Origin of the sequence: Saccharothrix sabaoui (assembly GCF_051756985.1) — a bacterium.
Taxonomy (GTDB): domain Bacteria; phylum Actinomycetota; class Actinomycetes; order Mycobacteriales; family Pseudonocardiaceae; genus Actinosynnema.
Genome location: NZ_JBPKJK010000083.1, coordinates 13,422 through 38,148 on the forward strand (window position 1 = coordinate 13,422; position 24,727 = coordinate 38,148).

23 protein-coding genes are annotated in these 24,727 nt (G+C 73.5%); 8 read left to right on the forward strand and 15 right to left on the reverse strand.

The features are described 5' to 3' along the window. Positions 1 to 61: 61 nt before the first annotated feature. From ACR807_RS24275 to ACR807_RS24290, 4 genes are all read right to left on the reverse strand, one after another. A complete protein-coding gene (locus tag ACR807_RS24275) occupies positions 62 to 2,947 on the reverse strand; it encodes an AfsR/SARP family transcriptional regulator (RefSeq protein ID WP_438923699.1) in 2,886 nt (961 codons plus the stop codon). Between the two features lie 78 nt (positions 2,948 to 3,025). Beyond that, the gene (locus tag ACR807_RS24280) at positions 3,026 to 3,655 is read right to left on the reverse strand and encodes a calcium-binding protein (protein WP_438923700.1); all 630 of its coding nucleotides are present in this window, start codon (positions 3,653 to 3,655) and stop codon (positions 3,026 to 3,028) included. Then, the gene (locus tag ACR807_RS24285; protein ID WP_438923701.1) at positions 3,598 to 3,906 is read right to left on the reverse strand and encodes a hypothetical protein; all 309 of its coding nucleotides are present in this window, start codon (positions 3,904 to 3,906) and stop codon (positions 3,598 to 3,600) included. Before ACR807_RS24285 ends, ACR807_RS24280 begins: the two co-directional genes overlap by 58 nt. Positions 3,907 to 4,001: 95 nt before the next feature. Then, complete coding sequence (locus ACR807_RS24290) at positions 4,002 to 5,141, reverse strand: trypsin-like serine peptidase (RefSeq protein ID WP_438923702.1); 1,140 nt, start codon at positions 5,139 to 5,141, stop codon at positions 4,002 to 4,004. Between the two features lie 225 nt (positions 5,142 to 5,366). Between ACR807_RS24290 and ACR807_RS24295 the strand changes: the two genes are divergently transcribed. Next, positions 5,367 to 5,918 carry an AAA family ATPase gene (locus ACR807_RS24295; RefSeq protein WP_438923703.1) on the forward strand — a complete coding sequence of 184 codons (552 nt, stop codon included), beginning with the start codon at positions 5,367 to 5,369 and terminating at the stop codon, positions 5,916 to 5,918. Between the two features lie 117 nt (positions 5,919 to 6,035). Here ACR807_RS24295 and ACR807_RS24300 read toward each other — a convergent pair whose 3' ends face one another. The 7 genes from ACR807_RS24300 to ACR807_RS24330 form a co-directional block, all read right to left on the reverse strand. After that, a complete protein-coding gene (locus tag ACR807_RS24300) occupies positions 6,036 to 6,644 on the reverse strand; it encodes an NADPH-dependent FMN reductase (RefSeq protein ID WP_438923704.1) in 609 nt (202 codons plus the stop codon). After that, positions 6,641 to 7,186: an NUDIX hydrolase gene (locus ACR807_RS24305; RefSeq protein WP_438923705.1), complete on the reverse strand. Its 546-nt coding sequence runs from the start codon at positions 7,184 to 7,186 to the stop codon at positions 6,641 to 6,643. The genes ACR807_RS24300 and ACR807_RS24305 overlap by 4 nt, the downstream gene beginning before the upstream one ends. A gap of 2 nt (positions 7,187 to 7,188) precedes the next feature. Continuing rightward, positions 7,189 to 8,502 carry an NtaA/DmoA family FMN-dependent monooxygenase gene (locus ACR807_RS24310; protein WP_438923706.1) on the reverse strand — a complete coding sequence of 438 codons (1,314 nt, stop codon included), beginning with the start codon at positions 8,500 to 8,502 and terminating at the stop codon, positions 7,189 to 7,191. Positions 8,503 to 8,538: 36 nt separating this feature from the next. Beyond that, a complete protein-coding gene (locus ACR807_RS24315) occupies positions 8,539 to 9,342 on the reverse strand; it encodes a creatininase family protein (protein WP_438923707.1) in 804 nt (267 codons plus the stop codon). After that, positions 9,339 to 10,205: a beta/alpha barrel domain-containing protein gene (locus ACR807_RS24320; protein ID WP_438923708.1), complete on the reverse strand. Its 867-nt coding sequence runs from the start codon at positions 10,203 to 10,205 to the stop codon at positions 9,339 to 9,341. The genes ACR807_RS24315 and ACR807_RS24320 overlap by 4 nt, the downstream gene beginning before the upstream one ends. 24 nt (positions 10,206 to 10,229) lie before the next feature. Continuing rightward, entirely contained in the window at positions 10,230 to 10,787 is a 558-nt protein-coding gene (locus ACR807_RS24325) for a nucleoside 2-deoxyribosyltransferase (protein ID WP_438923709.1), read from the reverse strand. A 207-nt stretch (positions 10,788 to 10,994) separates the two neighbouring features. Then, positions 10,995 to 12,509, reverse strand: coding sequence for an MFS transporter (locus tag ACR807_RS24330; protein ID WP_438923710.1), 1,515 nt, complete (start codon positions 12,507 to 12,509; stop codon positions 10,995 to 10,997). 321 nt (positions 12,510 to 12,830) lie between these two features. On the opposite strand from ACR807_RS24330, the gene ACR807_RS24335 reads away from it, so the two are divergent. From ACR807_RS24335 to ACR807_RS24360, 6 genes are all read left to right on the forward strand, one after another. Then, positions 12,831 to 13,208, forward strand: coding sequence for a winged helix-turn-helix transcriptional regulator (locus ACR807_RS24335; RefSeq protein ID WP_438923711.1), 378 nt, complete (start codon positions 12,831 to 12,833; stop codon positions 13,206 to 13,208). A 136-nt stretch (positions 13,209 to 13,344) separates the two neighbouring features. Continuing rightward, positions 13,345 to 14,457 (forward strand): 3-methyl-L-tyrosine peroxygenase-related protein, encoded by a 1,113-nt coding sequence (locus tag ACR807_RS24340; RefSeq protein ID WP_438923712.1) that lies wholly within the window; start codon positions 13,345 to 13,347, stop codon positions 14,455 to 14,457. Positions 14,458 to 14,492: 35 nt separating this feature from the next. Continuing rightward, a complete protein-coding gene (locus ACR807_RS24345) occupies positions 14,493 to 15,467 on the forward strand; it encodes a TauD/TfdA family dioxygenase (RefSeq protein ID WP_438923713.1) in 975 nt (324 codons plus the stop codon). Positions 15,468 to 15,798: 331 nt separating this feature from the next. Then, positions 15,799 to 17,781, forward strand: coding sequence for an amino acid transporter (locus ACR807_RS24350; RefSeq protein ID WP_438923714.1), 1,983 nt, complete (start codon positions 15,799 to 15,801; stop codon positions 17,779 to 17,781). Between the two features lie 49 nt (positions 17,782 to 17,830). After that, positions 17,831 to 19,225 (forward strand): FAD-dependent monooxygenase, encoded by a 1,395-nt coding sequence (locus tag ACR807_RS24355; protein WP_438923715.1) that lies wholly within the window; start codon positions 17,831 to 17,833, stop codon positions 19,223 to 19,225. Continuing rightward, entirely contained in the window at positions 19,222 to 19,818 is a 597-nt protein-coding gene (locus ACR807_RS24360; RefSeq protein WP_438923716.1) for an acyl-CoA-like ligand-binding transcription factor, read from the forward strand. Before ACR807_RS24355 ends, ACR807_RS24360 begins: the two co-directional genes overlap by 4 nt. 86 nt (positions 19,819 to 19,904) lie before the next feature. Here ACR807_RS24360 and ACR807_RS24365 read toward each other — a convergent pair whose 3' ends face one another. From ACR807_RS24365 to ACR807_RS24380, 4 genes are all read right to left on the reverse strand, one after another. Next, positions 19,905 to 20,750 carry a DUF3592 domain-containing protein gene (locus ACR807_RS24365; protein ID WP_438923717.1) on the reverse strand — a complete coding sequence of 282 codons (846 nt, stop codon included), beginning with the start codon at positions 20,748 to 20,750 and terminating at the stop codon, positions 19,905 to 19,907. 90 nt (positions 20,751 to 20,840) lie between these two features. After that, positions 20,841 to 21,242 carry a hypothetical protein gene (locus ACR807_RS24370; RefSeq protein WP_438923718.1) on the reverse strand — a complete coding sequence of 134 codons (402 nt, stop codon included), beginning with the start codon at positions 21,240 to 21,242 and terminating at the stop codon, positions 20,841 to 20,843. Between the two features lie 205 nt (positions 21,243 to 21,447). Next, positions 21,448 to 22,386 (reverse strand): ATP-binding cassette domain-containing protein, encoded by a 939-nt coding sequence (locus ACR807_RS24375; RefSeq protein WP_438923719.1) that lies wholly within the window; start codon positions 22,384 to 22,386, stop codon positions 21,448 to 21,450. Positions 22,387 to 22,440: 54 nt separating this feature from the next. After that, positions 22,441 to 23,301: an ABC transporter permease gene (locus ACR807_RS24380; protein ID WP_438923720.1), complete on the reverse strand. Its 861-nt coding sequence runs from the start codon at positions 23,299 to 23,301 to the stop codon at positions 22,441 to 22,443. 259 nt (positions 23,302 to 23,560) lie between these two features. On the opposite strand from ACR807_RS24380, the gene ACR807_RS24385 reads away from it, so the two are divergent. Next, positions 23,561 to 24,727: nucleotide disphospho-sugar-binding domain-containing protein (locus ACR807_RS24385; protein WP_438923721.1), on the forward strand; the 1,167-nt coding region annotated here is incomplete at its 3' end.

Below are 24,727 nucleotides of genomic sequence, written 5' to 3' on the forward strand. Positions count from 1 at the left end.
GGCTCGCCGTCCGACAACCCCGCGGTTCGTCGACGAACGTCGGGTGCGGGACACCGGCGGGTCAAGCGAGGACGTCCGCCACCGAGAGGGCCGTCTCCTGGGTGACGGCGTACCGCTCGGCCGACGAGAGCCGCCGGGACAGCGTCTCCCGGGTCTGCTGGAGCCAAGCCCGTTCCTGCGCGGGCACCGGCACGCCCAGCTCCTCCCGGATCGTGGTGGCCAGCCACAGCAGGCGGTACGCGTGCAGCGGCCGGTCGACGTGCGCCGCCGCCAGTGCCTCCAGCACGCTCGCCTGCCGCCACCGGTCGCCCACCTCCCAGTGCACCCGCAGCCCGGCCCGCAGCGCGGGCACCGCGTCCCCGCCCTCCCGCAACGAGACCAGGCCCAGGATGTTGTGCGCCCAGGCGATCCCCTCCCGGAAGTCCAGCTCGACGAAGTGGCTCAACGCCTGCCCCGCCAACACCCGCGCCCGCGTCAGGTCCCCCGAGTACAGCGACACCGCCGCCAGGTGCACCCGCGTGGACGACGCGTTCTCGGCGTCGCCCAACGCCCCGTAGTCGCGCAGCGCCTTCTCCAGCAGGGGTTCCGCGCCCGCGAGGTCACCGGCGAGCCACGAGGCGAACCCGCTCATCTGGACGACGTCCGCCCGCCCCGACTCGTCGTCCACCGATTCGTAGGTCGCCAGCGCCTCGGCGTACCAGCCCATGGAGGCGCGGTACTCACCGCGCTCGCACGCGATCGAGCCCAGCAGCCGCCGGCTCCGCGCCATCCCCTGCCGGTCCGCCAGCTCCCCGTGTGCGGACAGGGCACGGCGGGCGAAGTCGGCCGCCACACCGTAGGAACCCTCGAAGTAGGCCAGGAACGCCACCGACGACAACGCCCGGGCCCGCTCCACCGCCGGCGCGTCCGGGCACCGCTGGAGCGCTTCCGACAGCGAACTCCGCCCCTCCCGGTACCGCCCGCGCGACCGGCGGTACCGGGCCAGCGCCAGGGCCATCCGCAGCTCACCCGGCGTACCGGCGAGGTGCTCCGACGCCACCCGCAGGTTGTCGTCGTCGACCGTGAGGCGGTCCAGCCACGCGGCGGAACCCGGCCCGCGCGACCCCCGGTCGGCCTCGACCGCCAGGGCCAGGTAGTGCTCGGCGTGCCGGCGCCGGGTCTCCGCTTCCTCGGCGGCCTCCCCCGCCAGCCTTTCCCGGGCGTGGTGGCGGATCGTCGCCGGCAACCGGTAGCGCGCCCGACCCCGCCGCCGGTCCACCATCACCAGCGACTTGGCCACCAGGTCGGACAGCACGTCGACCGCGTACCCGGCCGTTTCCGGCCACACCGCCTCCACCGCCGCCCGGTCGAACCCGCCCGCGAACACCGCCAGCCTCCGGAACCGCGACCGGCCGGCCGGGTCGAGCAGGTCGTAGCTCCACGCCAACGCGTCGTCCAACGCCCGGTGGTGCGGCCGGTCCGGGTGCCGGTGCGCCCGCAGCAGCGCCGGGTCCCGGAGCCGGTCGGCGATCTCGCGGACGGTGAGCACCGCCGTCCGGGCCGCGGCCAGTTCCAGCGCCAGCGGCAGCCCGTCCAACCCGGAGCAGATGGCGGCCAGCGCGGGCGCGTCGGCGTCGGTCAGCTCCCGCACGGCGGGCAGCGCGGCCCGGTCCAGGAACAGCCGCACCGCGTCGAAGTCACGGACCTCGGCCAACGTCGCCGCGGCACGGGTCGGCACCGGCAGCGGCGCCACCGGCCACACCACCTCGCCGACCAGCGTCAGCGACTCCCGGCTGGTGGCGAGCACGCGCAGCCGCGGGCAGGACCGCAACAGCTCCTCGACCAGCCCGGCGCACGCGTCCACCAGGTGCTCGCAGTTGTCCAGCACCAGCAGCAGTTCCCGGTCGCGCAGCTGCCCCGCCAGCGCGGTCACGTCGGGATCGCCCCGCACGCCCAGCGCGTCGCAGACCGCCCGCGGCACCAGCCCCGGGTCGGACACCGCCGTGAGGTCGACGAACCCGTGGGCGACCGGGGCGGCGACCGCGATCGCCAACCGGGTCTTGCCGCAGCCGCCGACACCGGTGAGCGTCACCAGCCGGCGTTCGGCGACCAGGCCGGTCAGCTCGGCCACGTCCTTGTCCCGGCCGATCAGACCGGTCAACGGCGCGGGCACGGCCGCGGGCACGGGGTCGTGGCGCGTCCGCTCCCACGGTGCCCGCGGTTCCCGGCCCGCCAGGATCGCGGCTTCGAGCCGGCGCAACGCCGATCCCGGCTCCACCCCCAGTTCCGCCAGCAGGGCGGTCCGCGCCCGGTGGTACGCGGCCAGCGCGTCGGCCTGCCGCCCGCCCCGGTACAGGGCCAGCATCAGCAGCTCCCACAGCCGTTCCCGCAGCGGGTACCGCGCGACCAGCGGCTCCAGCTCGACGGCCACCCCGGCGTGCCCGCCCAACGCGAGTTCGGCACCGCACAGCTCCTCCACCGCGTACTGCCGGGCCTCCCGCAGCCGCGCCGCCTCGGCCCGCGCCCACTCGCCCACCGCGCAGTCCGCGAGCACGTCACCCCGCCACAGCTCCAACGCGGCGCGCAGCGCCCGGGCCGCCTCCTCCGGGGACGACGCCGTGCGGCCCGACCGGAGCAACGCGTCGAAGCGGTGCGCGTCGACGTGCTCGACGGGCACGTCGAGCAGGTAGCCCGGCGACCGGGTGCCGATCACCGCACCCAGCCCCGCGACGCCCAGCGCCCGGCGCAGGTGCGCGACGTGCGCGTTGAGCGTCTTGACCGCCGAACGAGGTGGCCGCTCGTCCCACAGCGCGTCGATCAGCGCCGAGCGGGACACCACGTGCCGGGCGCGCAGCGCCAGCAGGGCGAGCAGGGTCCGCTGCCGCGGTTTGCCCAGCGCCACCGGACCACCCGGCCCGGTGATCTCCACCGGGCCGAGCAGTCGGATGTCGAACGTGTCGGGGAACATGTCCGCGGGCGCCCCCTCCGGAGTCCTCGGGGGGAGGAGGCCGCAGGCCCGCGGCTGATACCGCCGATGCCGAACCCCTCAGCGGGTCCGCTCGCAGCCGACGAGCCGGCCGCCCTGCGAACCGGGGTCGCAGAGGTCGGACTCGGCGGTTCCGGACGGTCCGGTGCCGCCGTCCAGGAGGTCGAAGCCGGAACCGCCGTGCAGGCGATCGACCCCGCCGTAGCCGAACAGCAGGTCGTCGCCGCCACCGCCGAGGAGGTCGTTCGCCCCGCCGTTGCCGCCGAGGAAGTCCGCGGCCGGGCCGCCGGAGATGTTCTCCACGTCGGTGGTGATCGTGTCGCCCTCGCCGGGCTGCCCGTCGTCCTCGGCCTGGCCGTCGGCGTCGGCGTTCACGCCCACGAGGTGGTCGGCGTAGCTGACCGTGTCCACACCGGGGCCGCCGGCCATCACGTCGGCGCCCGTGCCGCCCAGCAGCAGGTCGTTCCCGGGCCCGCTGTCGAGGAAGTCGGCGCCGGGCCCGCCCTTGAGGGTGTCGTTGCCCGACCAGGTCCACAGCACGTCGTCGCCGCTACCGCTCGTCACCAGCACCGACATCGGGTCCCGCACCAGCAGCCGGTCGTCCAGGTCACCCAGGTCCAGCAGGGTCGAGGTCACCCCGGAGATGTCGCAGGTGACCATGTCCGGGAAGTCGTCGTCCAGACCGGACACGCACTCCGGCCCCGGGCGTCGAGCGGACCGATGTCGATGACGGCCATCTGGGTGGCGTTCAACCGCCAGGTCTCCACGTCGTTCGCGACCCCGTCGGACGCCCTGAACTCCAGGACCGAGCCGACCACCTGGAGCGACCCCGTCGCCGGGTCGCCTTCCTCGGCCGCCGCCGCTACCGCCGGTGCCGGTGCGACGCACAGCACGGCGACCACCGCCGCGTTCACCATCGCCGCGTTCACCATCGTGCGCATGAATCCTCCGTCTCGTCACGTGTGCGCTCTTGGTAGCCGGGGCCGGTTGCCGTCGGGTTGCCGAGGGCCCGCGAAGGCCCTCGGCAGCCGGACTCCTACTCGCAGGGGTGGTCGTTGAACGCGCTCGGGAAGGCGTGGATCCAGTCGCAGAAGTTGTTCGACCTGGCCGGGGTCACCCTGGTGGCCCAGTTGCCGTGGTAGGCGACGACCCCGATCACCCGCCGGTCGCCGCCGTTGTACTTGTAGGCCGGCGATCCGCTCTGGCCGCTCTGGACGTCGACGCTGGTCCTGATCTGCCTGGCCAGCACCAGTTGCGCCGTGCCGTCGCCGCCGTACTGGTAGTTGTCGCACTGGCCGTCGGCCGAGGGCGAGGCGGCGCACTGGTACGACCAGCCGGGGTAGCCGGCCGTCCAGTGGTCACCCGCGTGCCCGCTGGAACGCCACCCCAGCCAGCCGAGGTGCGCGGTGGAGTCGAGGTCCTGGAGCACGATCATCGCGTAGTCGTAGGCCGGGTCGGCCCAGTCGTACCACCCGCTCACGCTGAAGTACCAGTGGCTGTTCTTGAGGCCGTTCGGGAAGACGCCGATCCCGTCCTGGCCGGGCGCCACCTTGCGGTTGGGGTACCAGCCCGCGCCCGCGCCGCCGCCGCCCGGGTGGATGCAGTGACCGGCGGTGAGGAGGTGCCGCGGCCCGATCAGGGACCCCGAGCAGTTCGAGGTGCTCGCGCCGGGGGCCAGGATCGAGCCGATCGTCCGCCACGGGTAGCCCGTGGTCACCGGGCGCAGCACCCGGTTGTCGGCGCCGATGATCGTCCGGGTGCCGACCCCGCCCTCGGCGGTGCTCGTGGTCCCCGGCTTCGGTTCGCCCTCCGGGTCCTGGTCGGGTGGTGTCGGGTTGTGCGGGCGGACCTCCTGCGGGCCCGTCGGTGACAGCGCGGTCTGCCGGTAGAGCCGGCCGTCCGGGGAGATCGCGACGCCGAGCTCCCAGCTCGTCGGCCGGGTGGTGTCGAGCCGCTTGGCGTCGTCGTCGCTGAGCGCGGCGACCTTCGGCTGGGCGTTGGGATCGGTGTACTTGGCCAACCCGACGCAACGCCAGTCGCCGCGCCGGTCCAACTCGGTCGCCGGGCGGTCCGCGCACGGGTCCTCCGCCTCGGCCGCCGACGCCGTCACGACCGGTGCCAGTGCCGCGAGCAGCAGCACCCCGATCGACAGGGCCGGCAGGTGTTCCCTTCTCATCGTGTCCCACCTCTCTGGCCCGGTGGTCCGGGCCGCGGGACACAGCAGAGGACCGCGCGGTTGCCGCGGGGCTGGCGGAAGGTTGCCGTCGGCTTGCCGCGCCCGTGGCCGACCCGGCTCCGGACGACCGTGGGACGATCGAAGCCGAGCCGCCGGGGACCCCCTCGGCGACCGGACCGCCTGCGCCGTCGACGTCGGCCGACGGGCCAGGGAGGACGCGCACCCATGACCTCGGCACCGGAGCGGGCCGTCATCCTGATCACCGGCATCCAGGCGGCGGGGAAGTCGACCGTCGCGCAGCTGCTGGCCGAGCGCCTGCCGCGCTCGGTGCACCTGCGGGGTGACCTGTTCCGGCGGATGGTGGTCAACGGCCGGGCGGACATGACCCCCGAACCGTCCGAGGAGGCGGTGCGGCAACTGCGGCTGCGTTACCGGCTGACGGCGGCCACCGCCGACGCCTACTTCCGGGACGGGTTCACCGTCGTCGCCCAGGACGTCATCCTCGGCGACCACCTCGCCGACGTGGTCCGGTTGATCCGGCAGCGGCCGTTGCTGGTCGTGGTGCTCGCCCCCCGGGTCGAGGCCGTCGCCGCCCGGGAGGCGGGCCGGGCGAAGAACACCTACGACGAGTGGACCGTCGACCTGCTCGACCGCGGCCTGCGGAACGACACGCCGCGCCTCGGCCTCTGGCTCGACACCTCCGACCAGACCCCCGAGGAGACCGTGGACGAGATCCTCGACCGGGCGTGGACCGAGGCGCGCGTCCCGCCGCGCTGAGGAGCCCCGTGGAGCGGCACACCGACGAGGGCGGAGCCGGCCGAGTCGCACACCGGGGCGACTCGACCGGCTCCGCGGTTCCGGACCGGGCGACTGGGGGAACGCCGGTCCGGGGGTTCAGCCGGCGATGACGCCCTCCGCGCGGGGTTCGGCCGGCAGGCCGTGCGACCGGGCGGTGCGCAGGGCGCGGGCCCACCAGGTCAGTTCGTCGAGCATGCGCACCGCGGCCGTGTCGGCGGCGGCCCGCTCCAGCGGCTCGCCCTCCTCGTCGAAGCAGGCCCGACCGCCGTGGAAGCTGACCGTGTGCCGGACGGACACGGCGTACAGCTCCGCGAACACGAGCCGGAGCGCTTCGACGGCGCGCAGGCCGCCGGAGAGGCCGCCGTAGCTGACGAAGCCGACCGGTTTGCGGTGCCACTCCCGGTCGAGGCTGTCGATGGCGTGCTTGAGCAGCCCCGGGTAGCTGTGGTTGTACTCCGGCGTCACGACGACGAAGGCGTCCGAGCCGCCGACGACGCGTCGCCACTTCGGTCCCTGCGAGGGATCGGACCACAGCCGCGGGGTGATGACCTCGCCGAGGTCGACGCACGTCACGACGATCCCGTCGTGCTCGCGCGCCCGGCGCAGGAACCAGTCCGCCACGACCGGTCCGAAGCGACCGGTGCGCAGGCTACTGGTGAGAACGGTGAGCACCAGCGGGTCGTCGTCCACGGCGGTCCCCTTCACCTGAGCACCTCGATCCTGAGCCGGTCCCGCGCGACCGCCGCGTCGACGGTCCCGTGCGCGTCGACGAGCAGGCCGGCGTCGGCGAGGATGCGGCGGTCGGTGGAGTGCACGTCCAGCCGGTCCGGCCGGACCTGGGTCGCGCCGCCGCCGTTGTCGCCCACGAACCCCTCGGGCAGCAGGTGGGAGCCGGTGGCCAGGAAGGCGAACAGCAGCACGTGGTAGGCGCCGGGGTCGGGTGCCTCGGCGACGACCTCGTAGTTGCCGATCGGTTCGAGCAGGTGCGGCGCGACGCTGATGCCCGTCTCCTCGAAGACCTCCCGGGCGGCGGCGTCCCGGACGAACTCGCCGGGCTCGACGCCCCCGCCGGGCAGCATCCAGCGCCCCGCGAACGGTCCTCCCTTCTGCCTGACGAACGTCGTGGTGCCGTCGGGTCCGCGCACCACCACCACCGCCGCCGGGATGATCGACCCGTAGCGGGGGTCACCGCGCCAGTCGGCGGCGCGCAGCGGTGACGTCGCGGCGGCGCGCAGGGCGCCCGTCACGGTCAGAACTCCAGGAGCCGTTGGCGCAGCGTCCGCCCCGGCTCGTAGCGGTCGCGCGCCAGACCGCGTCGTTGCAGCGCGGGCACCAGTCCTTCGGTGACGTCGGCGATGTAGCGGCGGTTGAGGCGCAGCAGCGGCGTGGTGAGCATGAACCCGTCGCCGCCGACCTCGGCCATCACCTCGCCCATCCGCTCGGCCACGGTGTCGGGCGAGCCGATCAGCTCGACCGAGGACACCAGGCCGCCCGCGTTCTCCACGACGAGCTGCCTGAGCGTCTTGCCGCTGCCCCACTGCTGGAACTGGTCGAGGGTGCCCTTCTCGCCGTTGGTCTCCAGGCGCCGGGGCAGCGGCCGGTCCAGGTCGAACTCGGCGAAGTCGATCTGGGTCAGCGCGGACACCTGGACGAGGACGTCCTGGATGAACCCCGGCGCGTTCACCATCCGCTCGTGGCGTTCCCGGGCCTCCGCGTCGGTCTCGCCCAGGGTGGGGGTGACGCAGAACAGCACCTTGACGGAGTCCGGGTCCCGCCCCTGTTCCGCGGCTTTGGCCCGCACGTCGTCGCGGAACCGCTTCATCTCCTCGGGGCCGTTGGCGATGGCGATGACCGAGTCGGCGTTGCGGGCGGCGAACGCCCGTCCCCGCGGGGAGGCCCCGGCCTGCACGAACGCGGGGCGGTGCTGCGGTGAGGGCACGGTGTTGAGCGGGCCCCGGCTGGCGAAGTACTTGCCGCGGAAGTGGATCGGCCGCACCTTGTCCGGGTCGGCGAACACGCCGCGCTCGCGGTCGAGCACGACGGCGTCGGCGTCCCACGAGTCGAACAGCTGCCGCACCAGGTCCACGTACTCGTCGGCCATCTCGTAGCGCTGCTCGCGGGGCGGGAGTCCGTCCATGCCGAAGTTCTGCGCGGCCAGGTCCTCCGCGCTGGTGACGATGTTCCAGCCGAACCGGCCGCGCAGCAGGCTGTCCATCGTGGAGGACAGGCGCGCCGTCATGAACGGCGGGTAGGCCATGGTGGACAGGGTGGCGACGATGCCCAGCTCCGAGGTGGCCTTGCCCATGGCCGCCGCGAGCGGCACCGGGTCGTGCTTGGGCGCGATGGCGGCCTGGCGCAGCGCCGCCGCGGCGCTGCCGCCGTAGGTCTCGGGGACCATCAGCTTGTCCTCGATGATGACGTAGTCGAAGCAGGCCCGCTCCAGCGCCTGCGCCACGCCGATGTGGAACTCGCCGTCCCAGGGGTCACCGCCGTTGCCGAAGGGCCCCTGCCAGTCGTCGGTGGTGAAGTTCAGGATGAAGGCCAGGTGGAAAGGGGTTGGCATGCCGGTGGTGTCCTTCCGGTGCGGTCACGGGCGCGGTCACGGGCGCGGTCGGGCGTAGTCGCCCGCCCGTGCGGGCCGGGTCAGGCCGAACCCGCGGCGGACCTCGGTGGCGGCCCGCTCGGCGACGTGGTCGAACAGTCGCCGCCCGGCCTCCGCCGAGGCGGCCGAGGTGCGCGACAGCACGCCGCCGGTGCTCGCGACGGTGGTGTCGAGGGGGTGGGCGTAGACACCGGCGGGCGGCGGGTTCTCGTGGTCGGGTCGTTCCCGCCGCACCAGGTCCGGGCGCAGGTGCAGCACGAGGCTGGTCTCGGTGTGGCCGGCGTGCTCGGCGTGCCAGCCGGGGAAGTGCTCGTCCTGCTCGCGGGCCCACGCCTCGTCGACGAGGCTCCACCAGCTGAACGCCAGCACCTCGCGGTCGCGCAGCGCGCCGGCGACGCACGCCTCGTCCACGGCTTCCAGCAGCAGCGCCTCGTTCTCGAAGTGCCCGTTGAGCACGACCAGGCGGGCGAACGGCAGCGGCGCCAGCGAGCGGAGCACCGCCGCGAGGTAGCGGATCAGCTCGGCGCCGGTGGCGTAGAGGGTGCCGGGGAAGGCGAGCCCTCCCCCGCTCTGGGGCAGTGAGCGGGCGCCGATGTGGACGACGGGCAGGACGAAGCCGTCCAGCCGCGCGGCGAGGTCGTGGGCGAACGCCTCGGCCAGCAGCGAGTCGACGGCCAGCGGCAGGTGCGGGCCGTGCTGCTCGGTGCTGCCGATCGGCCACACCAGGGTCGCGCCGCGCACGGCGTCGTGGACCTCGGCGCTGGCCAGCTCCGCGTACGGACGCCCCCGGCGAGGGCTCACCGACCGACCTCCGCCGTCGCGCCCGGCAACGCCGCCACGTCGCGCACGATGCGGTCGAGCGTGCCGTACATGTCGGTGTGCAGCGCGGTGTAGACCTGCGCGGCGCACGCGCCGACGGCCAGGTAGTCCTGTACGTCCCGGGCGGACTGCACGCCGCCGATGCCCAGCACGGGTGCGGTGACGCCCCCGGCCCGCAGTGCCCAGATCGCCCCCAGGACCAGCGGTTTGATGCCGGGGCCGGAGTAGCCGAACACGCCGCCGAGTTCCAGGCCGCCGCCCGCCGCGACGGCGGCGGCGGGGATGGTGTCGCTGATGCTCAGCGCCGCCGCGCCGCCCTCCAGCGCGGCCAGTGCCCGGTCGCGCAGGCCCTCGCCCACGGCGAGCTTGACCGAGAACGGGATCGCCGTCGCGGCGCGCACGGCGGTCGCGTGCGCGAACACGCGTTCCGGGGTGTCCTCCAGGCCGTCCTCCTCGTTGAGGCAGGAGATGCCCAGTTCCAGCGCCCCGCACCCGGTGGTCGCCACGGCCGCGGCCAGCTCGCCCAGCTCGGCGGGCGAGTCGGCGTGCACGGAGGCGATGACGGGGAGGGCGTCGCCGGCGAAGTCGCGCAGGTGACCGAGCCATTCGTCCACCGGGCGCTTGGAGTAGGTGGTGCTGTTGAGCATCCCCGTGGGCAACCGCAGGATGCGCTCGTCCAGGTCGCGGGGCGGCGACGGGTGGATGGTCTTGGTCACGACCGCGCCCGCGCCGACGTCCAGGAGCTTGCGGATGTTGCGCGCCTGGTCGGTGAGCAGGCCGGAGCCGACGACCACGGGGGTGCGCAGGCGCAGGCCCAGGACGTCGACCTCGTGGTTGGTGTGCACGGTTCGCCTCTCCTCGGCTGTCGGTCAGGCGCGGGCGAAGACGACGCTGCTGCGCACGGCTTCGCGCTGCCGCTTCGTGGCGCGCAGGACGTGCTCGACGAGCAGGAACGGGGTGCGCGCGAACCGTTCGACGTCGAGCAGCTGCACGTCACCGACGCGGTGCAGCCCCTTGAGCAGGTGGCTGGCCGACTCGACGATCGGCTGGTGGGTGACCAGCACGATCGGCCTGCCCAGCGCGGTGGCCCAGCCCAGTTCGACGTGGGTGCCGTCGGTGCGCATCAGCAGGCCGTCCTCGGTCACCGGCAGGACGGGGACGAACGCGTCGCACTTGGACATCCAGCGCAGGTCGCGGGCGGCGACCTGCTCGGGCGTGTAGTGGGCGGTGCGGTCGCCGAAATGCTCGACGGTGTGCGCGGAGTAGATGTTCGCCCCGTAACCCCGGAGCGTTTCCATGACGAGTTCGAGCGTTTTCTCCAGGTCGGACGTGAACCCGTCCGGCGATAACGCGTGTTGAATCGGTCCCCCGACGAACAGGTCCAGTCCGCGCAGGACTTCGGAGCCATTACCGAATTCTTGTGACACGATCTACCCCTCGGTGCAGGTCGAACCGGTCGCATGAGTCGTGCGTTTAGTTTCGCACATTACTTTCGCCCTCAAAGTTGACCAGGCGCCCGACAAACCGGACATCCACCGTTGGGGTGAAAACAAACTCCGGCTACGAAACAAAAACCGGGCACGCCGATTTCCCGCCGCCACGGGGGGTGGCGGCGGGAGGGCGTGCGCCGGGGGTCAGGCGCGGACCGCGCGGTCGGGACCGGCGCGCAGCAGCGCGAACGTCAGCGCCGCCATGCCCAGCAGCAGCACCGCGCTGACGCCGAAGGCGAACCGGGCGCCCTGCCCGTACGCCTCCGCGGCGGAGGCGAGCAGGGCGGCGCCCTCGGGTCCGGGCAGGTCGGCGGCGGCCTGCTCCGCCGCGGCGACGGAGGAGCGGGCGGCGGTGGCCCGCTCGGGGTCGAGGGACGGCGGGACGGGCAGCGACAGCCGGTAGACCAGGGCGACCACGCTGCCCAGCGCCGCGATGCCGATTCCCGACGACAGCTCGAACGACGTCTCCTGGATCGCCGCCGCCTCGCCGGCGCGCTCGGGCCGCACCGCGCTCGTGATCGAGTCCGCGCCGGTGGTCATGATGATCCCGGCGCCGAACCCGGCGACCACCAGGACGGCGGCGAGGACCGCGTAGTGCTCCTCGACCGGGCCGAGGGCGAAGCCCGCCAGGCTGACGCCGAACACCGCCAGCGCCGCGCTCATCGCCGCGCGGTGCCCGAGCCGGGTCGCGATCCACGGCGCGGTGGTCGCCCCGACGGCGTTGGCGACGGCCAGCGGCACGATCGCGAGCCCCGCGGCCAGCGGGGTCAGGTGCCGCGACTCCTGCAACCACTGCATCAGCAGGAACAGCATCGCCACGTACGAGCCGAAGCACACGAACACCGCCGCCACCGCCACGCTGAACCGCCGGTCGCGGAACAGGGACAGGTCCAGCAGCGGGTGCGCGATGCGCCGCTGCCTGAGCACGAACCAGACCAGCACCGCCGTCCCGGCCAGGCCGCCGACCACGACCGCGGGGGTCACCCCGTCCGGCGCGGTGGCCTGCTTCAGGCCGTAGGCGAACCCGCCGAGGCCGATCACCGACAGCACCACGCTCAACGCGTCCCACCGCCGCGGCTCGGGGTTGTGCGACTCCGGGATGACCCACAGGCCCACGGCCAGCACCACCACGACCACCGGCACGTTGACCAGGAAGACCGAGCTCCAGTGGAAGTGCTCCACCAGCAGGCCGCCGACCAGCGGGCCGAGGGTGGTGCCCACGCTGTGCGAGGCGGTCCACAGGCCGATGGCGAAGGCGCGCTCCCGGTCGTCGGTGAACACGTTGCGGATGATCGCCACCGTCGCGGCGATGACCAGGGCGGTGCCCACGCCCAGCAGCGCCCGTGCCCCGATCAGCTGTTCCGTGGTCCGCGCGAAGGACGCGGTCAGCGACGCGGCGCCGAACAGCGCGAACCCGCTCAACGCGATCCGCTTGCGGCCCAGCCGGTCGGCCAGCGAACCGCACACGATCAGCAGCGCGGCCACGACCAGCGAGTACACGTCCACGATCCACAGCAGCGCCGGTCCGCTCGGGTCGAGTTCCCGGGCGACGTCCGGCACCGCCACGTGCAGCACGGTCAGGTCGAGGCCGGCCAGCAGCAGGCTCGTGCACAGGACGGCCAGGACGAGCCAGCGCCGTCCCTCTCGCGGGGGACTCACCGCGGAAGGACTGATCGAAGTCACCGCCCTGTTCTCACCGAAAACACGGCGGGGGTCAAGTGGTGAACCGGTTGTGCCTAGGTCACAACCGGTATACCCGCGCTGGTCGGGACCGGTGCGCCGAACCGGTGTGAAACGAATCTCATCCGAATTGAGAACGGCGGACGACAGCGGAAACCTACTCCGAACGTGGCCGTCGCTCACTCGAACCGAGGCACCTCTCATTACGGAGCGGCACGGCCGCGCACCCCGTGCGGCACGACGAACACCCGCGGACCGGAACGGCCGGGGTCGCGGCAATCACCGCGCTACACTCGGATCATGAGGCAGGTACGGGTGCGGGTCCGGGAGAAAATCGACGACGTGGCCGATTTCTGCAATGTCGAGGTCGCTTTCGCCGTCGTCGGCGGCAAGTGGAAGATGCTGATCGTCAAGTACCTCCTCCCCGGTCCGCTGCGCTTCGGCGAACTCCGCCGCGCCATGCCGTCGGTGACCCAGCGGATGCTCACCCGGCAACTCCGCGAACTGGAGGAGGACGGCCTCGTCCACCGCACCGTGCACGCCGAGGTGCCGCCGCGCACCGAGTACGGGTTGACCGAGTTGGGGCGTTCGCTGGAGCAGATCGTCGAGGGCCTCGACGAATGGGGTCGGCGTTACCGCGCCGAGGCCGGCGCCGCGGAACCGCAGGCGGCTCGCTGACACCGCCGTCGACGGCGGTCCGGCCGGAGTGGTGACTCGTCGTCATCCCGGGCATCCGGGAATTGCCGGTGTGGCGGCAGGGTGGCCACCCGATCGGGCGGCCCCGCCGGATTCGCGGGCCGGGATACTCGAGGTCGTGGACCCACCAGCGGTCGTCCGGTACCCGCCCGTCGCCGTGTTCAGGGACCCGCGCCCCGGCGGGACCGTCCCGAGGCTCGACCTCTCCGCACGCACGGGTGCGCGGCGGACGGCGGCGGTGCTGGCCGCGGTGCCCACGCACGCCGGTCCCGCTGAGCGCACCGCCGCCCTGAGAAGGGCTTCGGCGGTCGCGGACGGACTCGTGGCGGCGCTGTCCGCACGAGGCGCGGGCGTGGTCGGCGAGGACGTCCCGGCCGGGTCGACCAGCCAGTCGTTCTTCCGCGTGCGCGAGGTGGACCTGTCCGACCACCAGGCCGCCTGGCACGGCGCCGCCGTCGTGCAGCGCGGCCTGCGGGACCTGTGCGAGGCGCCGTTGTCGGGCGCCGACCTGGCGGTCGAGGTCGCGGGCATGGCGCAGGCCGTGCTCGACCTGACCGGAGCCGACGACCGTGCCGCTCCTCCCGACGAGCCGTTCCCCACCGCGCGAGCGGCCGACGGGATCTCGTTGGCGGAGCGGTGGACGGCCCGGTGGATCGTGGGCCACCAGGTGCACGTGCTGTTCAACGTCTGCGCGGCGGTCGCGGTGACCGACGCCGCGCACCACCTGCGCCGCGGCGCGGTCCGAGCCGCGCTGCGGCGGCTGGAGCACGCCACCACCTTCGTGCGCGGCTTTCCCGCGGCCATGACCCACGCCGCCACGATCCCGGTCGAGCACTACACCGCCGCGGTCCGGCCCGGCATGCGTCCGCCCGAGGTGGCGCGGCCGTTGAGCGGGCGGCAGCACCGCGGCTACCGGACCTTCCGCACGGCGGTGAAGGACCTGCTCACCGTGATCCCCGAACCCCACGCGCGGTTGGCCGCCCGCGACCCGGAACTCGCCGCCGCGCGGGACGCGCTGCTCGAGGCCGACCTGATCGACAGCGAACGGCACGTCACGCTCGCCTACTCGATGGTGCGCCTGCAACGCAGCATCGCCCAACTCCCCGACGGGCCGGACAACGCCGTGGCCGAACTGCGCCTGATGCGGCACCGGCGGGCGGCCCGGTACGCGCCGCTGATCCGCTTCGGCGACCACTACGTCGCCGACGCCGTGTCCGACCTGCGGCGCTGACCCCGGCCAGGCGCCGGAACCAGGAGTGAACGCCCATGTCCCGGCTCACCTCCCCCACCGACCTGGAACTGGCACCGTCCGACACCGCCGAGGTCGACCGGCTCGCCCGTGCCCTGTGCGCGGACGGGCGGGGCGGGGTGGACGCGCCGGAGTGGGTCGCCCGCTCCCGGGACGCCTGGGAGGAGGCCCCGCTGTCCCTGCGTCGCGGGCTGCGCCGGTTCCGGCGGCACTCGGGTCCACGCGGCGTGCTGGTCGTCCACGGGCTCCCGGTCGACGAGACCGCCCTGCCCGCCACCCCTTCCACCCCGAACTCGGTGCAGCGGGAGCCCACCGTCGGCGCGGCGGTGCTCACCATGGTGGCCTGCGGGCTCGGTGACCCCGTCGCGTACCTGGCGGAGAAGTCCGGGGCCCTCGTCCAGGACGTCGTCCCCGTTCCGGGCAGGGAGAGCTTCTCCGGCAACGCCGGGTCGGCGTTGCTGACCTTCCACAACGAGAACGCCTTCCACCCCCACGAGCCCGACCACGTGCTGCTGCTGTGCCTGCGCGCCGACCACGACCGCACAGCGGGCCTGCGCACGGCCTGCCTGCGCGAGGTGCTGCCGCTGCTGACCGGTGCCACCAGGGACGCGCTGTTCGCGCCCGAGTTCGTCCTGCGGCCACCGCCGTCCTTCGGCACCGACACCACCGCCCGGGCGCCACGACCACTGCTCTCGGGCGCGGTGGACGACCCGGACGTGCGCATGGCGCAGATCGCCACCACACCGGTCACCCCGCGGGCCGGAGCGGCCTTGGCCGAACTCGCCCGCGCCTTCGACACCGCCGCCCGCACCAGCCGCTTGGCACCCGGCGACCTGGCCGTCATCGACAACCGGGTCACCGTGCACGGCCGCACCCCCTTCCGCCCCCGCTACGACGGAGCCGACCGCTGGGTGCAACGCACCTTCGCCGTCACCGACCTCCGACGCTCCCGCGACCACCGCCCCGACGACGGCTACGTGCTCACCCGGTGACCGCCTTCCCCTCGCGCTCGCCGCTCGACCGGTGCGCCCCGTGAACGGACGCCCCGACCGCACGAGGTCGGGGTGCCGGGCGCACGCCACCCTCGGACACGAACGGGTCGAACCGGACGTATCGACGTCATACCCGGACGAACCCGGAGCGTCTTGACGCGATCTTTACGCGCGACAGCGCCGTTCTCACAAAACCTGAACCCGACAGGACGTTGACTCCTCGGCGTGCCGCGGACCGGGCGGCCCCGCGCCGGCCGGTCCGTCGCCGCGCACGCGGTGCGCGGTGACCGCATGCTGTACGCCACGAAGTGATCGCCACAGGAGACCCCGCATGTCCGACACACCGGAGTTCGCTGTCCCCGAACGGGTGGGCAGTCCGGTCCGACCGACCCCGCCCTCGTCCCGGTCGGGGCGGTGGTTGCTGGAGCACCGGGTGCAGCCGGTGGGGCCGGCCAATGCCGAGCAGCACGCCAAGCCCCACACCTGGTGGAAGGTCATGTGCCTGACCGGCGTGGACTACTTCTCCACGCTGTCCTACCTGCCCGGTATCGCCGCGCTGGCCGCCGGGGCGATCTCGCCGTTGGCGACGTTGCTGATCGTGGCGTTGACGCTGTTCGGGATGCTGCCGATGTACCGGCGGGTGGCACGCGAGTCGCCGCACGGGCAGGGGTCGGTGGCGATGCTGGAGGACCTGCTGCCGTTCTGGCGCGGCAAGTTGTTCGTGCTGGTGCTGCTCGGGTTCGTGGCCACGTCGTGGATCATCACGATCACGCTGTCCGCGGCCGACGCGTCGGTGCACGCGCTGGAGAACCCGCGGGTGCCGGAGTCGCTGCACGGCCACGAGGTGCTGGTCACGGTCGTGCTGCTGCTGGTCCTGGGCGGGGTGTTCCTGCTCGGCTTCAGCGAGGCCGTCGGGGTGGCCATCCCCCTGGTGGCGGTGTTCCTGCTGCTCAACGCGGTGGTCGTGGTGGCCGGCGTGCTGGAGGTGGTGGCGGAGCCGGTCGCGCTGGACCGGTGGCTGGACGCCCTGACCTCCGGCGGCGGCGGGCTGTTCGGTGTGATCGGACCGGCGATCCTGGCGTTCCCGTTGCTGGTGCTGGGCCTGTCCGGGTTCGAGACCGGGGTGAGCATGATGCCACTGGTGGCCGCCGACGGCCGCACGGAGGCCGAGCGGCTGGAGAGCCGCATCCGCAACACCCGCAAGCTGCTCACCACCGCCGCGGTGATCATGTCGGTGTACCTGATCGCGACCAGTTTCGTCACCACGGTGCTGGTACCCGTGGAGGAGTTCCAGCCCGGTGGGGAGGCCAACGGCCGCGCCCTGGCCTACCTGGCCCACGAACTGCTCGGCGAGTGGGTCGGCACGGCCTACGACATCAGCAGCATCCTCATCCTGTGGTTCGCGGGAGCCTCCGCCATGGCCGGGCTGATCAACATCGTGCCCCGCTACCTGCCCGCCTACGGCATGGCCCCGGAGTGGTCGCGCGCCGTGCGGCCGGTCGTGCTGGTCTACACCGCCGTCTGCGTCCTGCTCACCGTGGTCTTCCAGGCCGACGTCAACGCCCAGGCCGGCGCCTACGCCACCGGCATCCTGGCGATGATGGTCTCCGCCTCGGCCGCGGTGACCCTGTCCGCGGCCCGTGCCCGACGCGGGCGGGCGGCGATCGCCTTCACCGTGCTGACGCTGATCATGCTCTACGCCCTGGTGGAGAACGTGATCGAGAAGCCCGACGGCATCACGATCTCGTTCTTCTTCATCCTCGGCATCATCGCCGTCTCCCTGGTCTCCCGCATCAGCCGCACCACCGAGCTGCGCGTGGAGCACATCGAGTTCGACGGGGCGGCCCGCCGGTTCGTCACCGACTCCATCGCCCACGACGGCGAGCTGACCCTCATCGCCAACCGCCGCCAGGCCGGCGACGCCGCCGAGTACGCCGAGAAGGAGGCCGAGCAGCGCGGCGCCAACCCCGTGCCCGGCGCGGCCGACGTCCTGTTCCTGGAGATCGACGTCGTCGACCCCTCCGGCTTCAGCGACGTGCTCAAGATCAGGGGTGTCGAGGTCGACGGGCACCGGGTGCTGCGCGCCGAGAGCCCCGCCGCGCCCAACGCCATCGCCGCCATCCTGCTCGCGCTGCGCGACACCACCGGGGTGCGGCCCCACTGCCACTTCGCGTGGAGCGAGGGCAACCCCCTGGGCCACCTGTTCCGCTACCTCCTGCTGGGCCGGGGCGACACCGCCCCGGTGGTCCGCGAGATCATCCGCACCAACGAACCCGACCCGGCCCGCCGCCCCGGCATCCACGTCGGCGGCTGACAAGAAAGTGTTATTGACTAACTTCTGTTAGCGGATAACACTAAGCCCCATGGGCGTAGTGGTGGTCGGCGCGGGTCCCACCGGTCTGGCGGCGGCGTGCGCGCTGCGCCTGCACGGCGTGCGGGTGCGGGTGGTCGACGCGGCGCCCGCGCCGGCGACCACCTCGCGCGCCCTGGGGTTGCAGCCGCGCGGCAGCGAGGTGCTGGAGCGGCTCGGCGCGCTGGGCGACCTGCCCGAGCGGTCGATCGGCATCCACCGGGTCGTCGTCCACGTCGCTGGTCGCCGCTCGGGCGAACTGCGGGTCGGCCGCCCCACCGCGCTGGTCCGCCGCCCCGGTCTGCTCGTGTCCCAGGCCGAGGTCGAAGCCGGGCTGCGGGCACGCCTGGCGGGTCTGGGCGTCCGGGTGGAGTGGGGCACCGCGGTCGCCGACCTCGGCCAGGACGGGCGCGGGGTGGCGCTGTCCACCTCGACCGGCCCGGTGGCGGCGGACTGGGTGATCGGCTGCGACGGCGCGCACAGCGCGGTCCGCAAGGCCGCCGGCATCGGTTTCCCCGGTGTCCCGCTGGTCGAGGGCTTCGTGCTGGGCGACGTCCGGGCGGAGCTGCCGCTGTCGCGCGACTCGGTCGGGGTGTGGGTGCGCGGCGGGGAGGTGTTCGCGGCCTTCCCGCTGCCCGGCGGGGTGTGGCGGTTCATGGCGCCCGCCCCGGGCACCTCGGTGCAGGACGTCCCGGGGTTCCTGACCCGCGCCGCGCACCGGCACGTCGGCGCACGGGTCCGGCTCGACGGGGACTGGCCGTGGGTGTCGGTGTTCCGCATCCACCGCCGCCTGGCCGCGACCTACCGGCGCGGCCGGGTGCTGCTGGCCGGCGACGCCGCGCACATCCACAGCCCGTTCGGCGGCCAGGGCATGAACACCGGCCTGGGCGACGCCGAGAACCTGGCCTGGCGGCTCGCCCTGGTGGCCTCCGACCGTGCCGACGACCGACTGCTGAACGGCTACCAGGCCGAACGCCGCCCCGTCGCCGAGGAGGTGCTGAAGGCCACCAGCGGCCTCACCGGGCTCGTGCTGGGCGAGTCCCCGGCGGCGCGGCTGGTGCGCGACCGCGTGCTGTTCCGCCTGCTCGGCCTCGCACCGGTGGAGAAGGCCCTCTGGGAGCGGGCGTCGCAGTTGAAGACCGGCTACGCCCGCTCGCCGTTCGGCCGACGGCCCAGGGTCGGCGACCGGGTGCCGGGGTTCGCGGCGACCGACCGGTTCGGCTGGACCCTGGCCTCACCGCGCGACGACGGCTGCGCCGCGGTCGCGCGCGACGTGCTCGGCGACGTCCGGTGGGCACAGCGCGACGGCGACGCGCTGCTGGTGCGCCCGGACGGTCACCTGGCCTGGCGCGGCGAGCCGGAGCCGGCCGCGCTGCGCCGGGCGCTGGCGGTCATGCTTGACCGGTGACCACCGGCCAGAGCGGACCAGCGGGCGGGCTGCGCGAACAGCGCAAGGCGCGCACCCGCCGAACCATCCAGGAGCACGCGCTGCGGCTGTTCCTCGACCAGGGCTACGAGCAGACCACGGTCGAGCAGGTCGCCGCCGCCGCGGGCGTGTCGCACATGACCTTCTTCCGCTACTTCCCCACGAAGGAAGCGGTGGTGGAGGACGACGACCACGACCCGCTCATCGCCGGGCTGGTGCGCGCCCGCCCCGCCGGCGAGAGGCCCCTGGAGGCCCTGCGCGCGGCGCTGCGCACCGGGTTGGACGCGGTGCTCGAAAGCGACCTCGACGCCGTCTACGCCCGGACCCGGCTGATCGTCACCACCCCCGCCCTGCGCGCCGGCCAGTGGCGCAACAGCGCCACCACCGGCGAACTGCTCGCGGGCGCGCTCGCCGAACGCGAGGGGCGACCGGTCGACCTGGCGCTGCGCGTGATCGCCGCAGCCGCCACCGCGGCCCTCACCACCGCCCTCACCGCCTGGGTCGAGGGTCAGGGCGCCGACGACCTGCGGTCACTGGTCGACGAGGCGTTCGCGGCCCTGACCCCGGACCGGTAGGCGAGGCGGGCGAACGGGGACGGACCCGACCACCGCGCGAGCCGGTCGGCTCACCAGGCCCACGACGGGTCGCCGGCGGTGGTCGGTCATGAGGACCGCCTCGGCTCGCCCACGTCTGCTCCCGTGCCCCGGTCCGGGCGCTCCCGCGCGGCGGCGAGGACGGGACCGAGGGTGAACACCAGCGTCAGGCGTCGACCACGGCCACCGACGAGGACTTCGCCGGTGCGGAACTCCGGGGGGATGGAGTGGGCGACCGGGTGGGTGGTGACCGCGGTGACCTCGCGGCGGTGCGGGTCCGCGGGGAAGCGGATGCGGTGCCCCCGCCCGTCCCGGACCTCGACGTGCCCCCGGCGCCAACCGTGGCGGCGCAGGGCGCGTGCGCGGCGGCTCCACCTGGTCCACCCGATCAGCCCGGGGGGCAGCAGCACCACCGACACCACGAAGGCGCCGATGGTCAGGTAGGACGGCAGCAGGGGGTCGTTGGCCACTCCCGGGGCGGCGATGCGCTCCGGGTCCCGCCGGTCGTAGAACACGGTGATCGGGTCGCCCACGTCCAGCACCGGGCTGGTGTCGTCGAGGTTCATCCAGCGGGTCCGCTCCACCCCCTCGACGGCGAACCGCACTTCGACCGAACCGGCCGCGCCGCGGAAGCCCGATTCCGTGCCGACCACCACGCCCGGCGTGGTCCCGCCTGTCGCGAGCAGCTCGTCGGCCCGGCCGACCAGCAGGGTGGCGCCCACGACGAACCCGGTGAACAGCACCGCGCCCGACGACAGCACCACGAGCCCCCGGCGACGCAGGCGCCGCACCGCCTGCGTGGCCACCTCCTCCGGCACGGAGTGCCGGGCGGGGTGCTCCAGGTCGTCCCGGCCGCGCACGAGCACCGCGGTCCACCCCAACCGCCGCACGGTCCGGATCGTGGCCTCGAACAACTTCCCCCTCCCATCCCGCTCGCGCACAGCAGGGACGCACGTCGACACGCCGTCGAGCAGTCCTCCGCGGCCTGATCGACGAGCACGGCGTCACGAATCGAGGTAGGTGCCCCAGGTCGCCGCTCGGTCCGGGGCCGACATCACGACGGTCGCCCTGGCGTACGCGGTCTGCAGGAAGGGGTCGTCGGGGTCCAGTGAGCTGACCAGGAGGTAGTAACCGTCCTTCGGGTACAGGCAGTTGCCCCAGAAATAGTCTTCCGCGATCAGGTCGATGCTCGTGAGGTCGCTTTCCACCCCACCGAAGAAGGCGCCCCACGTGTAGGTGCCGGCGTTGATGGCGATGGCCCTGGCGGGCATGCACAACACCGGCATCGAGGGGTTCGGGTTCCAGGCGAGCGTGTGGGTGGCGTAGTGGGTCGCGCGCCCCTGCGCGTGTGCCACCTCCGGTGTGACCGCGGCGATCACCGTTCCGACCAGGAACGCCGCCGACACACTTCGCAGCCGACTACCCACCATGTCCCCCTCCAGCCCCGAAATGCCGCGCCCCGGTCCACCACGGCCCGCCCGATGGCGTTGGGGACACGCGGAACGGTCCTCGCCCAACCCCGTCGACAAGAGCCTGGCACCATCGCGGACCTGCTGACAATCCTGCGTTCGGGCGCCCCGCTCGTCCGCTCCGGGCCGAGCGCGCGCCGGGTCAGTCGTGGGGCGAGTCCGTGACGGCGAGGTAGACGTCGTCGAGGGTCGGTTCCGCCATGGTGATCCCGGCGATCGAGATCCGCTCGCGCTCCAGTGCGACGATGGCGGTGGCGAGGTCGGACGGCGTGGTGGCGGGCAGGACGACCGAGCCGTCGCCCGCGCGGGGGAACGGGGTGAACCCGGCTTCCGCCAGCAGCTCGACGGCGCGGTCGGTGTCGGCCTGCACGGTCAGGCGCAGGTGCGTCGACGCACCGCCGACCCGCGCCTTGAGGGCCGCGGGCGTGCCGGAGGCGGTCACCCGTCCTCGGGACAGCACCGAGATCCGCTGCGCGAGCCGGTCGGCCTCGGTGAGGTACTGCGTGGTCAGCAGGGCGGTCGTGCCGGAGGTGACCAGTTCCTCGATGATCTGCCACAGCCCCAGGCGCCCCGGCGGGTCGAGGCCGGTGGTCGGCTCGTCGAGGAACAGCACCTCCGGTCTGCCGACCAGGCTCGCGGCCAGGTCGATGCGGCGGCGCATACCGCCGGAGTAGGTCCGCACCGCCCGCTGGGCGGCGGCGGTGAGCCCGAACACGGCCAGCAGGTCGTCGGCGCGGGACCTGGCCTGCCGGGTGCTCGCGCCGAGCAGGCGCGCGAGCAGGACGAGGTTGTCCCGGCCGCACAGGTTGTCGTCGACCGAGGCGAACTGCCCGGTCAGGCCGATCCGGCCGCGCACCAGGTGCCCCTGGCCGCGCACGTCGAACCCGGCGACCGTCGCCTCCCCGGACGTGGGCACGACGAGCGTGGAGAGCACGTTGACCAGGGTGGTCTTGCCCGCCCCGTTGTGCCCGAGCAGGCCGTGCACGGTGCCGCGCTCGACGCTGATGTCGACCTCGGCGAGCGCGACGACCGCGCCGAAGGACACGCTGATCTTCCGCGCCTCGATCACGGGCTGGGTCATGGGCGCGGTCCCTTCCGGCCTCGGGGGCCGTCGCTCGGCGGAGCGGTCATCGCGTCACGGGCGCCGGAACGCGCGGGTCGCCACGTGCATGCCGACCACGGCGATCACGAGGCTCGTCAGGCACGCGGCGAGCAGCTCGGCGCCGATCGGCGTGTTCATCGTCAGGGCGCGCGCGGCGTTCACGGCGTAGGTCAGCGGGTTCACCACCGCGACCGCGCGCAACCAGTCCGGCAGCGCCTCGATGGGCACGTAGGCGCTGGAGGCGAACATCAGCGGGAACATGGCGAGGGAACCGGCCATCTGCATGGCGTCCGGGCTGCGCAGCACCGCGGCGAGGGCCAGGAAGATCCAGGTGAGCGCCCAGCTCACGTAGAGGGTGAGCACGACCGAGGCCACCGTGCCCAGCACCCCGCCCGAGGGGCGGAAGCCGAACAGCAGCGTGGCGGCCACGGTGAGCGTGGCCAACTGCACCGCGGTGCGGATCACGTCGGCCAGGCTGCGCGCCACCAGCACGGCCCGCGGTGCGACCGGCATCGCCCGCAGGCGCTTGAGCAACCCGTTGTCCATTTCGGACACCAGGCTGACCCCGGACTGCATGGCCGAGCCGATGCCGGTGGTGACGAGGATCGCGGGCATGAGGTAGTCGACGTAGGAGACGCCGGGCGGGAAGCTCGCGGTGTTGGCGATGCTGGAGAACACCTGGCTGAAGAGGGTGAGCATGATCAACGGCTGCGCGAGGCTGAAGAGGACCAGCTGCGGGTCGTTGACCAGGATCCGGAGCGTCCGGCCGCAGAGGACCGCGACCTGGACGTGGACCCGTGCTCCGGTCCAGCGCACCGGGGCCCCGGCCGCACCGGGGAAGGCGGACAGCACGGCGGTGCGGTCCTGCCGGGTGACTCCCGGGGGTCTCTGCATCCGTTGTGCCCCCCGTGCGAGTGTCCGTCGGCCGCGACAACAGGAAGGTAGTGACCCCGGGGAAACCGCGTCAACGGCGAGGCTTCAGCGCGGCGGTGTTTAACGTCGGCCTTAATGTGGTGCGGCCGCGGCACCGGTTCCGTGTCCGCCGAACGCGCGGGAAGGGCGTCATCTGGTGCATTTTTCCGGCCACCCACGTCGGATACGCTGAATTCACCTGTCCACAGTGGCCATTCGCCCGCACGCGAGGGATATCAGCATGGTGAGGTTCGTCCTGGTGCCCCTGCCCGCCCACGGGCACGCGGCTCCGATGCTCGCCCTGGCACAGGGTCTTCGCGCGGCGGGAGTCGCGGCCACGGTGGCGGTCAACGCGGAGTTCGCGGCGCCGTTCACCGCGGCGGGCGTCGAGGTGGCCCCCATCGACGCCGCCGTGCGCAGGCACATCCCGGACCGGACGACGGCGCGCCAGGTCACCAGGGAGATCGGCGAGATCCGCCGACTCCGGCAGAGCATGAAGCGCTCGGTCGACCAGGTGGCCCGCCTGCTGGCGCGCGAACCCGGCACCATCCTGGTCGCCGACATCGGCGCCCGCTGGGCGATCGAGGCCGCCGACCGGTCCGGGACGCCTTTCGCGGTGCTGTTCGCCAGCCACGCGTTCAACGAGGAGCTGTTCGTCTTCGAGGTGGGCAAGCGGATGGGTCGCCGCGCGGCCGGCGTCGCCCGCCGACTGCGCCTCGGTCCCCGCCTCATCCCGGCGATCCGGTCGGTGCCGCCCCGGGCCGAGGTCGGCCTGGTCAACTCCATCGCGGAGCTGCAACCGGAACCGCAGATGTTCCGCGAGGGCTACCGGATGGTCGGCCCGCTCCGCAAGACCGACGACCACCACGAACCCGTGGAACTGCCCTGGGAGCACGGGGAACGGCTGCTGTACGTCTCCACGGGGACCTTCTTCACCCGCGGGGAGGAGTTCTTCCGGAAGGTCGTCCGCGCCTTCGCCGACTCGTCGTGGAACGTCGTCCTGTCCACCGCGCACACCGACCCCGCCGCGCTGGGCGCCCTGCCGGGCAACGTGGTGGCGCACCGCTACGTCCCCCAGCTGTCGGTGCTCGACCGCAGCGCGGTGTTCATCACGCACGGCGGGATCAACTCGGTGTTCGAGTCGATCGCCGCGCGGGTGCCGATGGTCCTGGTGCCCCGGAGCCAGGAGCAGGCCACGAACGCGCGGGGGATCGCCGACGAGGGCGCGGGTGTCGCGATCGACGTCACCGACGACGCCGAGCGGATTCGCCAGGCGGTGGAACAGGTGCACACCGATCCCGCTTTCGCGGCCGGGGTGGCGGCGCTCGCCGAGCGGATCGAGCACCGCCGACTGGGTCCCGCGGCGGCCGTGGAGGCGTTGCTGGAGGTCGCCGCCCGGTTGGGCTTC

Excerpts from the sequence above, each read along its gene's own strand:
- ACR807_RS24295 (WP_438923703.1), top strand. The coding sequence starts at position 5,367 with ATGACCTCGGCACCGGAGCGGGCCGTCATCCTGATCACCGGCATCCAG.
- ACR807_RS24285 (WP_438923701.1), bottom strand. The coding sequence starts at position 3,906 with ATGCGCACGATGGTGAACGCGGCGATGGTGAACGCGGCGGTGGTCGCC.
- ACR807_RS24290 (WP_438923702.1), bottom strand. The coding sequence starts at position 5,141 with ATGAGAAGGGAACACCTGCCGGCCCTGTCGATCGGGGTGCTGCTGCTC.
- ACR807_RS24335 (WP_438923711.1), top strand. The coding sequence starts at position 12,831 with ATGAGGCAGGTACGGGTGCGGGTCCGGGAGAAAATCGACGACGTGGCC.
- ACR807_RS24275 (WP_438923699.1), bottom strand. The coding sequence starts at position 2,947 with ATGTTCCCCGACACGTTCGACATCCGACTGCTCGGCCCGGTGGAGATC.
- ACR807_RS24380 (WP_438923720.1), bottom strand. The coding sequence starts at position 23,301 with ATGCAGAGACCCCCGGGAGTCACCCGGCAGGACCGCACCGCCGTGCTG.
- ACR807_RS24350 (WP_438923714.1), top strand. The coding sequence starts at position 15,799 with ATGTCCGACACACCGGAGTTCGCTGTCCCCGAACGGGTGGGCAGTCCG.
- ACR807_RS24345 (WP_438923713.1), top strand. The coding sequence starts at position 14,493 with ATGTCCCGGCTCACCTCCCCCACCGACCTGGAACTGGCACCGTCCGAC.
- ACR807_RS24310 (WP_438923706.1), bottom strand. The coding sequence starts at position 8,502 with ATGCCAACCCCTTTCCACCTGGCCTTCATCCTGAACTTCACCACCGAC.
- ACR807_RS24375 (WP_438923719.1), bottom strand. The coding sequence starts at position 22,386 with ATGACCCAGCCCGTGATCGAGGCGCGGAAGATCAGCGTGTCCTTCGGC.
- ACR807_RS24355 (WP_438923715.1), top strand. The coding sequence starts at position 17,831 with ATGGGCGTAGTGGTGGTCGGCGCGGGTCCCACCGGTCTGGCGGCGGCG.